This is a genomic window from Variovorax boronicumulans, from assembly GCF_009811375.1.
GTDB lineage: Bacteria > Pseudomonadota > Gammaproteobacteria > Burkholderiales > Burkholderiaceae_C > Variovorax > Variovorax boronicumulans.
The window spans coordinates 289,646-304,480 of sequence record NZ_BKDH01000003.1 but is presented as its reverse complement, the minus strand read 5'-3'; the positions used below and the strand labels follow the sequence as shown (position 1 = coordinate 304,480).

The 14,835-nt window shown below is 68.7% G+C and carries 12 protein-coding genes; 6 read left to right on the top strand and 6 right to left on the bottom strand.

The annotated features are described in order from the left end of the window. Nucleotides 1–51 precede the first annotated feature (51 nt). From VHAB30_RS24075 to argE, 4 genes are all read right to left on the bottom strand, one after another. On the bottom strand, nucleotides 52–828 hold the full coding sequence (locus tag VHAB30_RS24075) for an MHYT domain-containing protein (protein ID WP_062472795.1): 777 nt from the start codon (nucleotides 826–828) through the stop codon (nucleotides 52–54). Nucleotides 829–946: 118 nt separating this feature from the next. Then, nucleotides 947–2,605 (bottom strand): NHL repeat-containing protein, encoded by a 1,659-nt coding sequence (locus VHAB30_RS24070; protein ID WP_159278833.1) that lies wholly within the window; start codon nucleotides 2,603–2,605, stop codon nucleotides 947–949. Nucleotides 2,606–2,743: 138 nt separating this feature from the next. After that, complete coding sequence (locus VHAB30_RS24065) at nucleotides 2,744–3,967, bottom strand: DUF445 domain-containing protein (RefSeq protein WP_095950738.1); 1,224 nt, start codon at nucleotides 3,965–3,967, stop codon at nucleotides 2,744–2,746. A gap of 28 nt (nucleotides 3,968–3,995) precedes the next feature. After that, nucleotides 3,996–5,162: an acetylornithine deacetylase gene (gene argE / locus VHAB30_RS24060; RefSeq protein ID WP_095950723.1), complete on the bottom strand. Its 1,167-nt coding sequence runs from the start codon at nucleotides 5,160–5,162 to the stop codon at nucleotides 3,996–3,998. Between the two features lie 110 nt (nucleotides 5,163–5,272). On the opposite strand from argE, the gene VHAB30_RS24055 reads away from it, so the two are divergent. From VHAB30_RS24055 to VHAB30_RS24045, 3 genes are read left to right on the top strand one after another with little or no spacing between them, the layout of a single operon-like run. Then, on the top strand, nucleotides 5,273–6,466 hold the full coding sequence (locus tag VHAB30_RS24055; protein WP_159278832.1) for a glycerophosphodiester phosphodiesterase: 1,194 nt from the start codon (nucleotides 5,273–5,275) through the stop codon (nucleotides 6,464–6,466). 55 nt (nucleotides 6,467–6,521) lie between these two features. Next, nucleotides 6,522–7,724, top strand: a complete 1,203-nt coding sequence (locus VHAB30_RS24050) for a M20 aminoacylase family protein (protein ID WP_159278831.1) — start codon at nucleotides 6,522–6,524, stop codon at nucleotides 7,722–7,724. Beyond that, nucleotides 7,721–8,815, top strand: a complete 1,095-nt coding sequence (locus tag VHAB30_RS24045; protein ID WP_159278830.1) for a M14 family metallopeptidase — start codon at nucleotides 7,721–7,723, stop codon at nucleotides 8,813–8,815. The genes VHAB30_RS24050 and VHAB30_RS24045 overlap by 4 nt, the downstream gene beginning before the upstream one ends. Before the next feature lie 295 nt (nucleotides 8,816–9,110). On the opposite strand, the gene VHAB30_RS24040 is transcribed toward VHAB30_RS24045, so the two are convergent. Further along, complete coding sequence (locus VHAB30_RS24040; protein WP_082818036.1) at nucleotides 9,111–10,244, bottom strand: ABC transporter substrate-binding protein; 1,134 nt, start codon at nucleotides 10,242–10,244, stop codon at nucleotides 9,111–9,113. Between the two features lie 58 nt (nucleotides 10,245–10,302). On the opposite strand from VHAB30_RS24040, the gene VHAB30_RS24035 reads away from it, so the two are divergent. From VHAB30_RS24035 to VHAB30_RS24025, 3 genes are read left to right on the top strand one after another with little or no spacing between them, the layout of a single operon-like run. Next, a complete protein-coding gene (locus VHAB30_RS24035; protein WP_159278829.1) occupies nucleotides 10,303–12,363 on the top strand; it encodes a molybdopterin-containing oxidoreductase family protein in 2,061 nt (686 codons plus the stop codon). Then, nucleotides 12,363–13,502: an aminopeptidase gene (locus VHAB30_RS24030; RefSeq protein ID WP_159278828.1), complete on the top strand. Its 1,140-nt coding sequence runs from the start codon at nucleotides 12,363–12,365 to the stop codon at nucleotides 13,500–13,502. The genes VHAB30_RS24035 and VHAB30_RS24030 overlap by 1 nt, the downstream gene beginning before the upstream one ends. Continuing rightward, entirely contained in the window at nucleotides 13,495–13,809 is a 315-nt protein-coding gene (locus VHAB30_RS24025; RefSeq protein ID WP_062476134.1) for a polyhydroxyalkanoic acid system family protein, read from the top strand. The genes VHAB30_RS24030 and VHAB30_RS24025 overlap by 8 nt, the downstream gene beginning before the upstream one ends. 11 nt (nucleotides 13,810–13,820) lie before the next feature. Here VHAB30_RS24025 and VHAB30_RS24020 read toward each other — a convergent pair whose 3' ends face one another. Next, complete coding sequence (locus VHAB30_RS24020; RefSeq protein ID WP_159278827.1) at nucleotides 13,821–14,558, bottom strand: SDR family oxidoreductase; 738 nt, start codon at nucleotides 14,556–14,558, stop codon at nucleotides 13,821–13,823. Nucleotides 14,559–14,835 lie beyond the last annotated feature (277 nt).

The following is a 14,835-nucleotide window of genomic DNA, read 5'->3' as shown; positions in this document are numbered from 1 at the left end:
TGTCGTTTCGCACAGACTTTAGGAGGCGGGCCCCCGGCCCGCTTGCGCCAACTAGCTGGGGCGCACGCGCCGTTGTGCAGCGGGCGCGGCGTCGAGGCTGCTGCCCGTGACCACCCAGTAGATGAAGATCAGCACCGCGCCGGCCGTGCCGAACACCGTGAGGCCCATGTAGCTGCCGCCCAGCGAGAGCGCGTCGACCGGGGCGGCCGCCGTGCAGATCATGCTGGCCGCGCTCATGCCCACGTAGTGCATGGTGCACACCGCCACGCCCATCACGGCGGCGGCGGCCACTTGGTGGCTCAGCTTGCGCAGGTTGAAGGCCAGCCACAGCGCCGCGGCGGCGGCCGTGATGGCGATGACCACCGACAGCGCGACCATGCTGAAGTCGAAGCTCATCGTGGCCCGCATGTTCATCGCGAACATGCCCATGTAGTGCATCACGCACACGCCCAGGCCCGCCAGCAGGCTGCCCGCCAGCCAGCCCGAGCGGCTGAACTTGGCGCGCCCGCCCGCCAGGTACAGCGCAATGCCCGAGATCAGGATGGCCGCCACCAGCGACACGATGGTCAGCGGCATGTTGTAGGCGATGCCGAAGGGCAGCCGGTAGGCCAGCATGCCGATGAAATGCATCGACCAGATGCCGATGCCCCCCAGCGCCACCGCGGCGCAGGCCACGATGGCCAGGTTGGGTTTGCCGTCGGCACCGACCATGCGCCCGGCACAGATCAGGGCCACCAGCGAGCCGAAGAAGGAAATGACGAACGAAAGCGCGACCAGCCCCAGGGAGTATTCGGGCGATAGCACTTGGCCTACGACGAGTGGAGTCATGCGATGTCCCTTCGGAAAGAGCGCTTCGCAGACCCCGACTGCCCTATGCGATCGGAACGCTGCGACGCGTCCCGACCAGTTTGTAATATGTGTTTATAAAAGTAAACAGAAACTTGTACTAATTGTTACCCTGAATAACAGGACGAATTCGATAGATCGAATTGTTCCTGTCGGCCGCCACGTAGACCGTGCCGTCGCGGCCCACGGCCACGCCCGTCACCACGTACGGCGGGGGCAGGCCGGGCCCGGCGGCCAGGCCGATGGGCAGGTTCTCGGCGACGGTGCGGCGGGTGCCGGTGGCCGGGTCGATCTCGACCAGCCGGCGTGCTGCGCTCTCGGCCACGATGAAGCTGCCCCACGGCGTCTGGGCCAGGCCCTCGGGCAGCGCCAGCCCGTCGGCCACGGTGCGCAGCGGCGCGCTGGCGTCCAGCGGAATGCGCAGCAGCTTGCCGGCCGCCTCGGTCACGTAGAGCGCGCCGTCCTGGCCGACCACCAGTTGCACCGGGCCGTTCAGGCCGCTAGCCAGCACTGACTTCTCTGCAAACTTCGGCCCGCTGGCGCGCGTGATGCTGCCGGTGGCGAGTTCGGCGTAGATCACGCTGCCGTCGGGCATGGGCAGCGCGTCGAACGGCGCCTTCAGGCCGTGGATCGTCTCGACCGTCTTCAGCGTCTGGCGGTCGACCAGCTGCACCGAGCCCGTGAACCACGAGGTCAGCGCGAACAGCTTGGGCGACAGGCCGACTGCGAAGGGGTAGTCGAGCTCGGGGTCGCGCTGCATGCGGAACACGTCGCGCACCTCGCCGGTGCGCACGTCGACCTGCCGGAAGCCGAAGACGTCGGCCACCCACAGGTCGTTGCCGTCGATCTTCAGGCCCGCGGGCACTGCCACCTTGCCGCTGGTGAGCGTGCGCAGCTCGCCGGTGGCGGGGTTGAAGGCCTGCACCTCGTTGTTGGCCATGTTCGAGACGTAGATCGTCCCGTCGGGCGCGATGGCGAGGTTGTCGAGCGAGGGGCGCAGCTGCTTGGCCACGGTCTTCTTGCCGCTCGCAAGATCGACCTTCACCAGCTCGCCGCTGCGCGCGTCGACCACCCAGAGGTTGCCCTTGCCGTCGAGGTTGGCGGCGGCGGGGATCTTGAAGCCGTCGGCGATCACGGTCAGATTGCCGTTCGCCGGGTCGATCTTCACGACCTGGCCCTTGAACCACAGCGGGCCGTAGAGCAGCCCGTCGGGCCCGACCTCGAAGCCGTTGAAGCCGCCCATGTCCTTCTTGATGAGCCGGGGCGGCTGCTTGCCGTCGCGGTCGATTTCCCACAGCGCGTCGCCCAGGAACACCTGCGAGGCGTAGAGCTTGCCGTTCTTGCGATCGAAGTCGAGCGAGTTCAGGCCGGGCAGGTCCTTGGCGAGCACGCGCAGCGGCGCGCTGTCGCTCTCGCGGTAGCGCAGCATGCCCATGAGGTAGTTGGTCCAGGCCAGTTCGCCCTTCGGGCCGACCGCGATGTCGTCGGCCTGGCCCTCGGGCGCATCGATCAGCACCTTGGCGGCGCCGGTCTGGCGGTCGACCTCCCACAGCGTGTTGCCGAGCACGGAGCCCGCCAGCAGCCGGCCCTTCGCATCGATGGCCAGGCCGTGCACGCCCGCGAAGGCCGACGGGGCCACGAGCACTTCGGGCGCGGCCCACGCGGCGGGGCGCTTGGGTGGCGGCGACAGCGAGCTGCAGGCGGCGAGCAGGGCGAGGGCGGCGGTCAGCGCGGCAGCGCGGATCGTGCGACGGGGCATGGCGATCTCCTCTGGGTTGGCTTGGTGGATGCGGCAGTGCGCCCGCAGTCTAGGAGCCGGAGGAGGCCGCGCAGTCGCTCGCGGGACAAGACGTGGACTTTCGTCCGCTGCGGATAACCCGCAGCGCCCGGTGATTGTTCAGCCGCGCAGCAGCTGCGTCGCCGTGTGGATCAGCAGCCCCACCAGCCCGCCCACCAGCGTGCCGTTGATGCGGATGAACTGCAGGTCGCGCCCGATGTGGCGCTCGAGCTCGTCGGTCATCTCGTGCGCGTTCCACTCGCCCACGCGCTCCTCGATGTAGCGGCGGATGTCCTCGCGGTAGCGCTCGATGGCCGCCGGCGCGGCGGCTTCGAGCTGCTCGTTGATCCAGGCGCGGATCGCCGCGTCGTTCTGCAGCCGCTGGCCCAGCGCGCCGGCCATGGTGGCGATGCGCTGGCGGATGGTCGAGTCGGGGCGCCCGAGGTCGTCGTGCAGCCAGCCCAGCAGTTCGCCCCACAGGCCGTGCAGGTAGTCGCCCAGCGCGGGGTGCGCGATGAGTTCGGCGCGGATCTGCTCGCCGCGCTGCTGGAACTCGGGATCGAGCTTCAGGCGCACCACGAAGTCGTCCACGAAATGGTCGAAGCGCCGGCGCATCGGGTGCTCGGGCTCGGCCGCCAGTTCGGCCAGCGTGCGCGCGATGGCGGCCACGATCTTGCGCGTGGCGAGCTTGGCCGCCACCTGGTCCAGGCCGACATAGCGCAGCGTCTTGATCTCGCGCGCGATGGCCTCGGTGATGTGCGCCTGCACCTCGTCGCCGTCGAGCAGCTCGGCCACCTGCTGCAGCACGTCGTCGAGCAGCGCCTGGTGGCGCCCGCCGGCCGTGAGCGCATCGAGCGCCTGGCCGGTGAGGCGAGAGAGGTCGATCTTCGCCAGCCCGGCCGCCGCGGCGCGGCCCATGAAGTCGCGCACCCGTTCGTCGTCGAAGGCGGCCAGGCCGTAGCGCGTGGCGGCCACGCCCCATTCGCCGAGCCGCTCGCCGCTGGCGGGCCGGGCCAGCCACTCGGCGATGCGCCCCGCCGCATCGAACTGGCGCAGCTTGGCCAGCACCTGGGCGGTGCTCAGGAAGTTGTCGCAGATGAAGCCCGCGAGCTTGGCGCCGATGCGGTCCTTGTTGCTCGGGATGATCGCCGTGTGCGGGATCGGCAGGCCCAGCGGGTGGCGAAACAGCGCCACCACCGCGAACCAGTCGGCAATGGCGCCGACCATCGCGGCCTCGGCGAAGGCCGCCACGTAGCCCCAGGCCGGGTGCTGGCCGTGCAGCGCGCTGGCCAGCGCATACAGCGCCGCCGCCGCGCACAGCAGGCCGAGCGCGACGCGTTTCATGCGTTGCAGTGCGCCGCTGCCGTGGTCTTCAGCCAATGGTGTGCGAGGTCGCGAGGCGCTCCATGAACAGCTCGCAGCGCGCGAGCTGCTCAAGACTCACGAACTCGTCGGGCTGGTGCGCCTGCTCGATGCTGCCGGGGCCGCACACCACGGTGGGGATGCCGGCGTTCTTGAACAGGCCCGCTTCGGTGCCGAAGGCCACCAGCGTGGTGCGGTCTTCGCTGGCCAGGCGCTGCGCGAGCAGCGTGACCGGATCGCCAGCGGCGCCCAGGAAGCTCGGGATCTCGCAGATGGTCTCGAACTTGAAGCCCGCGTCGGGCGCCACTTTCTTCATGGCGGGCTCGATGCTCGCGGCGTACGCCAGCACGTCGGACTGCATGCGCTTGGCGTCGGCCGTGGGCAGGTCGCGGAATTCGTAGCGGAACTCGGCGTCGCGCGGCACCACGTTGTCGGCGATGCCGCCGTGGAACTGGCCCACGCTGGCGGTGCTGAAGGGCACGTCGAAGCCGTCGTAGCGCGGCTCGCTGCGCTCGAAGTCCTCGGCCATGTCGCGCACCTTGCCGATCACGCGCGCGGCCATCTCGATGGCGTTGACCGACTTCGGCGTGAGCGACGAATGCGCCTCCTTGCCGCGCACGCAGCACTTGTAGCGGTACACGCCCTTGTGGGCGATGGCCGGCACCATGCTGGTGGGCTCGCCCACGATGCAGGCCAGCGGCTTGATGCCGGCGTCGCGCATGTCGGCGATGAGTTCGCGCACGCCGAAGCAGCCGATCTCTTCTTCATACGTGAAGGCGAAGTGCACGGCGAAGGGCGCGTCGCCCTCGAGGAAGCGCTGGGCATTGGCCAGCGCGATCGCGATGTAGCTCTTCATGTCGGCCGAGCCGCGCCCGTACAGGCGCTCGTTCTGCACCACGGCCGACAGCGGGTCCACGCTCCAGGCTTGGCCGTCCCAGGGCACCGTGTCGGTGTGGCCCGAGAGGATCACGCCGGCCGGCTTGCCCTCGCCCAGCGTGGCGAACAGGTTCGCCTTGGTGCGCTCGGCGTTGTAGGTGATGCGGCTCTTCACGCCGAGGGCGGCGAGGTGCGCCTGGGCGAAGTCGATCAGCTCGAGGTTGCTGTTTGCGCTCACCGTGTTCATGCGAACCAAGGTTTGCGCCATCAAGAGGCTCTGGGGAGAAAGCGTGTGCTGCATGCAACAGATTGTCCGGGAAGTTGAACGCCCGCGCAGATGGGTATCGGCGTTGTCACGCGCAGCGGGTAGCCTGCCTCCTCTTTTTTCTTTGTTTGGATGGAGAAGACAACATGCGCATGTCCCTGCAGATCACCCTGACCGCCGCGGCCGCCCTGAGCCTGGCCGCCTGTGGCACCACCGGCCCGGCGGCGAACAAGCTGCTCACGCTGGATGGCAACCCGCCGCTGGTCATCGCCCACCGCGGCGCCTCGGGCTACCTGCCGGAACAGACGCTGGAGTCGTACGCCCGCGCCATCGAGCTGGGCGCCGACGTCATCGAGATGGACCTGGTCTCCACCAAGGACGGCGTGCTCATCGCCCGCCACGACCCCAACCTGGCCATCAGCACCGACGTGGCCAAGCACGCGCGCTTCGCCTCGCGCAAGAAGACCATCCAGGTCGACGGCGAGACCCAGACCGGCTGGTTCAGCAACGACTTCACGCTGGCCGAGATCAAGACCCTGGGCGGCATCTCGACCGACGCCGAGCGCCCGCAGGAATTCAACGGCAAGTTCAAGGTCGTGACCTTCCAGGAGATCATCGATTTCGCCAAGGCCAAGTCGAAGGAAACCGGCCGCACCATCGCGATCTACCCGGAAACCAAGAACCCGACCTACTTCCGCGATCTGGGCATGCCCATGGAAGACAAGGTCATCGCCGCCATCAACGCCGCCGGCTGGAACAGCAAGACCGCGCCCATCTACGTGCAGTCCTTCGAGCCCGGCAGCCTCAAGTACATGAAGAGCAAGGGCCTGAACACCCGGCTCATCCAGCTGATCGACGGCGACGGCATCGACATGAAGACCGGCGCCATGACCTACGCCGTGCCGGTCGACCGCCCCTACGAGTGGACCAAGGCCGGCGACAAGCGCAACTTCGACGTCATGGTCACGCCCGCCGGGCTGGCCGAGATCAAGACCTACGCCGACGGCATCGGCCCCTGGAAGCGCTACATCGTGAGCGTCAAGGGCACCGTGGGCGCCGACGGCAAGGTGGTGGACGTCAACAAGGACGGCAAGATCAACGACGCCGACGCCACCTCGACGGCCCCCACCACGCTGATCGCCGACGCCCACAAGGCGGGCCTGTTCGTGCACCCCTTCACGTTCCGTAACGAGTCGCGCCGGCTCGCGTCCGACTACAACAAGGACGGCAAGAACGAATACGCGGTCTATTACAAGCTCGGCGTCGATGGCGTGTTCACCGACTTCACCGACACCGCGCTGGCCGCGCGCGCCGAGTACCTGAAGAGCATCGGCCGCTGAGGGTTTGCCCGGCACGGTCTTTGCGGCGCTGATCGCAAAGCCTAGACTGTGTCCTATGAAACTCATCGACTCGCTCGTCACGCAGGCGGCCGGCATCGCGGCCGTCCGGCGTGACCTTCATGCCCACCCTGAACTCTGTTTCGAAGAAGTCCGCACCGCCGACGTGGTGGCAGGCAAGCTCACCGAATGGGGCATTCCCATCCACCGCGGCCTGGGCACCACCGGCGTGGTCGGCATCGTCAAGAACGGCACCAGCACCCGCGCCGTCGGCCTGCGCGCCGACATGGACGCGCTGCCCGTCACCGAGCTCAACACCTTCGCCCACGCCAGCCAGCACCACGGCAAGATGCACGCCTGCGGCCACGACGGCCACACGGCGATGCTGCTCGCGGCGGCCCAGCACCTGGCCAAGCACCGCAACTTCGACGGCACCGTCTACCTGATCTTCCAGCCGGCCGAAGAAGGCGGCGGCGGCGCGCGCGAGATGATCAAGGAAGGGCTGTTCGAGCAGTTCCCCATGGACGCCGTGTTCGGCATGCACAACTGGCCCGGCATGAAGGCCGGCCAGTTCGCCGTGAGCCCCGGCCCGGTCATGGCCTCGGGCAACAAGTTCCATGTGAACGTGGTCGGCAAGGGCGGCCACGCCGCGCTGCCGCAGACCGGCATCGACCCGGTGCCGATTGCCTGCGAGATCGTGCAGGCCTTCCAGACCATCCTCACGCGCAAGATGAAGCCGACCGACTCGGCGGTGATCTCGGTCACCACCATCCACGCCGGCGAGACCAACAACGTGATCCCCGACAACTGCGAGCTGTCGGGCACCGTGCGCACCTTCTCGCTCGAGGTGCTCGACATGATCGAGGCCAAGATGAAGCAGATCAGCGAGCACATCTGCGCCGCGCACGACGCCACCTGCGAGTTCCGCTTCGAGCGCTATTACCCGCCCACCATCAACACCGAGGCCGAGGCCGACTTCGCGCGCCGCGTGATGGGCGGCATCGTCGGCCCCGAGAACGTGCTCAAGCAGGAGGCCGCCATGACCTCGGAAGATTTCGCCTTCATGCTGCAGGCCAAGCCCGGCGCCTACGCCTTCATCGGCAACGGCGACGGCGCGCACCGCGACGTGCACCACGGCGAAGGCCCGTGCACGCTGCACAACGCCAGCTACGACTTCAACGACGACCTCATCCCGCTGGGCGCGACCTGCTGGGTGCAGATCGCCGAGCAGTTCCTCCAGCCTGGCGGCGCAGCGGCATGATCGGCATCGGCGAAGCCTTTTCGCCGCGCTACGCCCAGGCGCGCCAGAAGTTCCTGCAGGGCTGCGTCAGCGCCGGCCTCACGGTCGAGCCGCACGCGCACCCGCTCAAGGGCCGCGACGGCGAAGAGCTGTCGATGGACGTGGCGCTCGACGGCGACGCCAACGCCGAGCGGCTGCTTGTCGTCACCAGCGCCTGTCACGGCGTCGAGGGCCACTGCGGCAGCGGCGTGCAGGTGTTCGCGCTGCACGACGCCGAATGGCGCGAGAAGGCCAAGGCGCAGGGCGTGGCGGTGCTGTACGTGCATGCGCTGAACCCGCACGGCTTTTCGTACGGCCGCCGCGTGACGCACGAGAACGTCGACCTGAACCGCAACTTCCTCGACTTCTCGAAGCCCGTGCCGGTGAACGAGCCCTACGCGAAGCTGCATCCGCTGCTGCTGCCCGACACCTGGCCGCCGACGCCGGACAACCAGGCCGCGATCGAGAAGTGGATCGAGAAGCACGGCGCCACGGCCTACCAGGCGGCTGTCACCAGCGGCCAGTACCAGTTCGACGACGGCCTGTTCTTCGGCGGCAAGGCGCCGACCTGGAGCAACAAGACGATCCGCAGCGTGCTGCGTCGCCATGCAGGCAGCGCGAAGCGCCTGGCCTGGATCGACCTGCACACGGGCCTCGGCCCCAACGGCCTGGGCGAGCGCATCTTTGCCTGCCGCGACGACAAGGTCGCCTACGCCCGCGCCAACGCGTGGTGGGGCACGCCGGCGGCGCCCGTCACCTCGATCTACGACGGCTCCTCGACCTCGGCGCTGCTGCGCGGCCTGATGTGGGACGCCGTGTACGAAGAGTGCCCACAGGCCGAGTACACCGGCATCGCGCTCGAATACGGCACGCTGCCGATGCTCGAAGTGACCGGCGCCCTGCGCGCCGACCACTGGCTGCACAAGCACCCGGACGCACCGGTCGACCTGGCCGATGGCATCCGCGCGCGCATGGTGGAGGCGTTCTACACGGACAGCGACGCCTGGCGCGGCCAGATCGTGAGCCAGGCGCGGCAGGCGATGTTCCAGGCGGTGGACGGGCTCAGCAGCTGAGCCGGAACGGCCTGGGCGAGCGCTCTGGCGTGCTCACGCCGACGGGGAGCCTTGCTCCGCGAATGTCCCCTGGGGCTTCGCCCCTCCTCCTTGATTTCGCTGCGCAAGGCACCCCATCGAAGTGAGCGTTGGGCAGTGCGGCCGTTGATCGGCGAGCACCAGCAGCGCGTCCAGTGCGCAGGACACTGGGTGCTTCCCGCAGCGAAATCAAGGGGGAGGCCGCAGGCCGGAGGACATTCGCGGAGGGAAGTACCCGGTGGCCTGGGCACGCGCCCCGAACCAGAGCGCGAAAAAACTACGTCCGCACCCGCCCGTCCGCAGTCAGCATCGACAGCTCGACAAACTTCGAAGCCACATGGCTCTTCGAAGAGAACGACACCTCGAAGCCGCCGAACTGCTGCCGCTCGATGCTTTCCAGCCCCGCGATCAGCCCGTCGCGCGTGCCCTTGCCGCCCGGCGCGCGGCGCAGGCCCTCGGTCAGCACCTTGGCGGCCAGGTAGCCTTCCATGCTCGAGAAATTGGCGCTCGCGCCGCCGCCCGCCTTGCGCACCGCTTCGGTGAACTCGCGGGCCAGCGCGTTGGCCTGGTTGTAGGGCGAGGGCACCACCTGCGTGACCATCACGCCTGCGGCTTCCTTGCCCAGCTCGTCCGCCAGCGCCTGCGTGCCCACGAACGAGAGGTTGAAGAACACGCCGCCGTAGCCCGCCTTGCGCATCTCTCGGATGAACGCCGCGCAGGCCTTGTAGGCACCGACCTGGACCACCGCCGCCGGCTGGCTCGCCATGATCGTCTTCACCGCCGCGGCCACGTCGGCCGAGTTGCGCTCCACCGTGGCCAGCGCCACCGGCTTGAGTTCCTGCTGGGCCAGCGCCAGCGTCACGCCGTCCAGGCCGGCCTTGCCGTAGGCGTCGTTCTGGTAGAAGACCGCGATCTTCTTCATGCCCAGGTGGGTGAGCTGTTTCACCATCAATGCCGTCTCGTCGTTGTACGAAGCGCGCAGATGGAACACGTTGCGGTGAAAAGGCTCGCGCAGCGACATCGCGCCCGTGAACGGCGCGATGAACGGCACCTTGTCCTTCACCGCCAGCGGCAGCGCGGCCAGGCTGGTCGGTGTGCCGATGTAGCCAAACAGCGCGAACACGTCCTCGCCGATCAGCTTCTGCGTGTTGGCCGCGCAGCGGTCGGGCTCGTAGCCGTCGTCCAGGTTCTTGATGACCACGTCGCGCTGGCCCGGCTGGGCGTTGTACTGGTCCAGGAACAGCTTGGCGCCCTGGTGGAACTGGATGCCCAGCTGCGCGGCCGGCCCGGTGAACGGCGCCGACTGGCCCAGCACCAGCGGCGTGTCGCCCTGCGCCCGGGCGATGCCGAAGCCGCCCAGCGTGGCGGCGGCCGCCGTGGCGATCGAAAAATGCCTGCGATTCAATTGCATCGTCATGGTGAAATCCTCCCTCTGCCCTGTGTGTTGATACTCAAATTAGACTTGTCCGATGGCCCACGCAACGGATTCCCTCCTCGACACGCCCGACGCCTCCGCACCTTCCACGGTGCTGGGCGCCTGCCCGCACGATTGCCCCGACACCTGTGCGCTCGTCACCACCGTCAAGGACGGCGTGGCGGTGAAGCTGCAAGGCAACCCCGCCCACTCGCACACCGGCGGCGTGCTGTGCACCAAGGTGTCGCGGTACATCGAACGCAATGACCATGCCGAGCGGCTCGTGCAGCCCCTGAAACGCGTCGGTCCCAAGGGCAGCGGCCACTTCGAGCCCGTCTCGTGGGAGACGGCATTGGACGACATCGCCGCGCATCTTCGGGGATTGCAGACTGAACCGGAAGCAATTCTCCCCTACAGCTATGCGGGCACCATGGGCCTCGTGCAGGGCGAATCGATGGACCGGCGCTTCTTCCACAAGCTGGGCGCCTCGCTGCTGGACCGCACCATCTGCTCGATGGCGGGCGGCGAGGCCATGGTCTACACGCTGGGCGCCAAGGTCGGCATGCGCATCGAGTTCTTCGCCGAGGCCAAGCTCATCCTTATCTGGGGCAGCAACTCCATCGCCAGCAACCTGCACTTCTGGCGCCACGCCCAGGCCGCCAAGCGCGCCGGCGCGCGGCTGGTGTGCATCGACCCGCGCAAGACCGAAACCGCCGACAAGTGCGACGAGCACATCGCGCTGCTGCCCGGCACCGACGCCGCGCTGGCGCTGGCGCTCATGCACGAACTCATCGTGCACGACTGGCTCGACCACGACTACATCGCCAACCACACGCTGGGCTGGGAGCAGCTGCGCGAGCGCGCGCTGCAATGGCCGCCGTCGCGCGCGGCCGAGGTCTGCGGCATTCCCGAGGCACAGATCGTCGCGCTGGCCCAGGCCTACGGCACGACCAAGCCGGCCGCGATCCGCCTGAACTACGGCATGCAGCGCGTGCGCGGCGGCGGCAACGCGGCGCGCGCCATCGCCTGCCTGCCGTCGCTGGTCGGCGCCTGGCGCGACCGCGCGGGCGGCCTGCTGCTCAGCAGCTCGGGCCACTACCCGGTCGACCGCGCCGCACTGCAGCGCCCCGACCTGCTGGCCGGGCGCAAGCCGCGCACGATCAACATGAGCACCATCGGCGATGCGCTGCTCGACACCACCAAGCCCGTGAAGGCCCTCGTGGTCTACAACAGCAACCCGGTCGCGGTGGCGCCCGAGTCGGCCAAGGTGGTGGCGGGCTTCGCGCGCGAGGACCTCTTCACCGTGGTGCTCGAGCAGTTCCGCACCGACACCGCCGACTACGCCGACTACCTGCTGCCCGCCACCACGCAGCTTGAGCACTGGGACATCCACTGCAGCTACGGCCACACCGACGTGCTGCTGAACCGCCCGGCCGTGGCGCCGCGCGGCGAGGCCCGCAGCAATGCCTGGGTGTTCCGCGAACTGGCACGCCGCCTGGGTTTCGACGAGCCCTGCTTTTCGGAGAGCGACGAGTCGCTGTGCCGCACCGCCTTCGCCGAGAAGGCGATCGACTTCGAGCAGCTGCGCGCGCAAGGCTTCACCAGCCTGAAGCTGGCCGAGGCGCCGTTCGCCGAAGGCAGGTTCCCCACGCCGTCGGGCCGCTGCGAGTTCTTCAGCGAGCGCCTGCAGGCCATGGGCATGGACGGCCTGCCCGACCACGTGCCCAACTGGGAGCCAGCCGGCAGCTCGACCGAATTCCCGCTGGCCATGATCTCGCCGCCGGCGCGCAACTTCCTCAACTCGACTTTCGTCAACGTGACCAGCCTGCGCGCCATCGAGGTCGAGCCGCTGCTCGAGATCCACGCCGACGATGCCGCCGCGCGCGGCATCGAGGACGGCGCGACGGTGCGCGTGTTCAACCAGCGCGGCGAGCACCGCTGCCGCGCCGAGGTGTCGCGCCGCGCGCGCCAGGGCGTGGTGCACGGCATGGGCATCTGGTGGCGCAAGCTCGGCATGGACGGCACCAACGTCAACGAACTGACCAGCCAGCGCCTGACCGACATCGGTCGGGGCCCGACCTTCTACGACTGCCTGGTGCAGGTCGAAAAGGCGTGATGCGACGGCTGCGCGCGCCCGCGCTGGCATTGGCCGGCGCGCTTTTCCTGACGGGCTGCGCCGACCTCGGCTACTACTGGCAATCGGCCAACGGCCACCTCGACATCCTGCGCGCGGCCAAGCCCGTGCCCGAGTGGCTGGCCGACCCGGCCGTGGGCGCGCCGCTCAAGGCCAAGCTTGAGCTTGCCCAGCGCATCCGCCGTTTCGCATCGAGCGAACTCGGCCTGCCCGACAACGCCAGCTACACCTCGTATGCCGACCTGCACCGCCCCGCCGCCGTGTGGAACGTGGTGGCCGCGCCGCCGTACTCGCTCACGCTCAAGAGCTGGTGCTTCCCGGTCGCGGGCTGCGTGGGCTACCGCGGCTACTACGACGAGGCCGCCGCGAAAACCGAGGCCGAGGCGCAGAAGACGAATGGCCTCGAAGTGGCCGTGTACCCCGTGCCGGCCTACTCCACGCTGGGCTGGATGAACTGGGCCGGCGGCGATCCGCTGCTGTCCACCTTCATCGGCTACCCCGAGGGCGAGCTGGCGCGCATCGTGTTCCACGAGCTGGCGCACCAGGTGCTCTATGTGCCGGGCGACACGGTGTTCAACGAGTCGTACGCCACGGCTGTCGAGCGCATCGGCGGCGCGATGTGGCTGCAGCGCGAAGCCGGTGAGGCGGCGCGTGCCGAGTACGCGCAGTTCAATGCACAGCGGCAGGACTTCCGCGCGCTGGCGCTCAACACGCGCCGCGCGCTCACGCAGGTGTACGAGTCGCCCGAAGCCAAGGCGAAGGACTGGGCGAAGGTCGAAGCGCAGAAGCAGGCCGCCATGGCCGACTTCCGCGAGCGCTACACCGCGCTGAAGGCGGCGTGGACCGGTCCGCGCCAGAACGCCTATGACGGCTGGGTGGCGCGCGCCAACAACGCGGCCTTCGGTGCGCAGGGCGCCTACGACGACTTGGTGCCGGGCTTCGAAGCGCTGTTCGAACGCGAGGGCCGCGACTGGCCGCGCTTTTACACTGCGGTGCGGCGCATCGCCGCGCTGTCCACGACGGAGGAGCGCCGCAGCGCCCTGCAGGCCGCCACGGGTATCCTGCACACCCATGCGCGCCACGGCCGCACACACGACAACAACGGAGACGACGGTGCCTGACATCCAAATCGAACGCAACCACACGCTGGGCATTGCCGGCGCTCGCGAAGTCGCGCGCCAATGGGTGCATCAGGTCGAGCAGGACTACGGTCTGGAATGCACCTACACCGAGGGCACCGACTGCGACCGGGCCCAGTTCAGCCGCGCGGGCATCGACGGCACGGTGGAGGTCACGGCCGACACCTTCCGGCTCGAGGCGACACTGGGTTTCCTGTTCAGCAGCTTCAGCGACCAGATCGAGCAGAAGATCTCGCGCAACCTCGATGCACTGCTCGACGCGCCGCAGGGCGGCACCCGCTTCGCCTGAGGCGCGACGGTCTAGACGATCGTGTAGCCACCGTCGACCGGCAGCGCCACGCCGCTGACCATCGCCGCACCGTCGGACAGCAGGAACAGGATCGGCGCGACCACTTCCTCGACCTGCGCGAAACGTCCCAACGGAATGTTCTGGAGCGCTGCCGCGCTCTTGGCCAGATCGGACCACGCCTGCTCGGCCATGGGCGTGAGCGTGACGGTCGGGTTCACGCTGTTCACGCGGATGCCGTGCGGCCCGAATTCGAGGCACAGCGCACGCGTGACGGCGTCCATCGCCGCCTTCGAGGCGCTGTAGCAAAGGTGCGCGTCGAGCGCGACCAGCGAGGCCTGGCTCGACACGTTGACGATGCTGCCGCGCACGCCGGCCGCGATCATGGCCCGGCCGCAGCGCGCGGCCACGAGCGCGGCGGCGCGTGCGTTGACGGCCATCACGGCGTCGAAGCTCCCGGCCTGCAGGTCGATGGCGCGCTCGATGCGCGTGGTGCCGGCGCAGTTCACCACGAGGTCGAACGCGGGCAGCGGGGCGAGTGCCTTTTCCAGCGCGGGGACGTCGGCCACGTCCAGGGCCAAGGGCTGGCAACCGGACTCGGCCTGCAATGCCTCCAGCGCGTCGGCGTTGCGGCCCACGGCGGTGACCTGTGCGCCTGATTGGGCGAGCTGTGCGGCCACTGCGCGGCCGATGCCGCTGCTGGCGCCGGTCACGAGGGCGCGCTTGCCTGAGAAGTCGAAGGTGGGTGTCATGGTGTTCTGCTCATCAAAGGTGGTGGTTCAGGGCGAGTGCACAGGCCACCGGGTACTTCCCTCCGCGAATGTCCCCCGGCCTGCGGCCTCCTCCTTGATTTCGCTGCGGGAAGCACCCAGTGTCCTGTGCACGGGAAGCGGCGCTGGTGTGCAGCCGATCAACGACCGCACTGCCCACGCTCACGTCGATGCGGTGCCTTGCGCAGCGAAATCAAGGAGGAGGGCGAAGCCCGGGGGACATTCGCGGAGCAAGGTACCGCGTCGGCGGGAGCGTCGC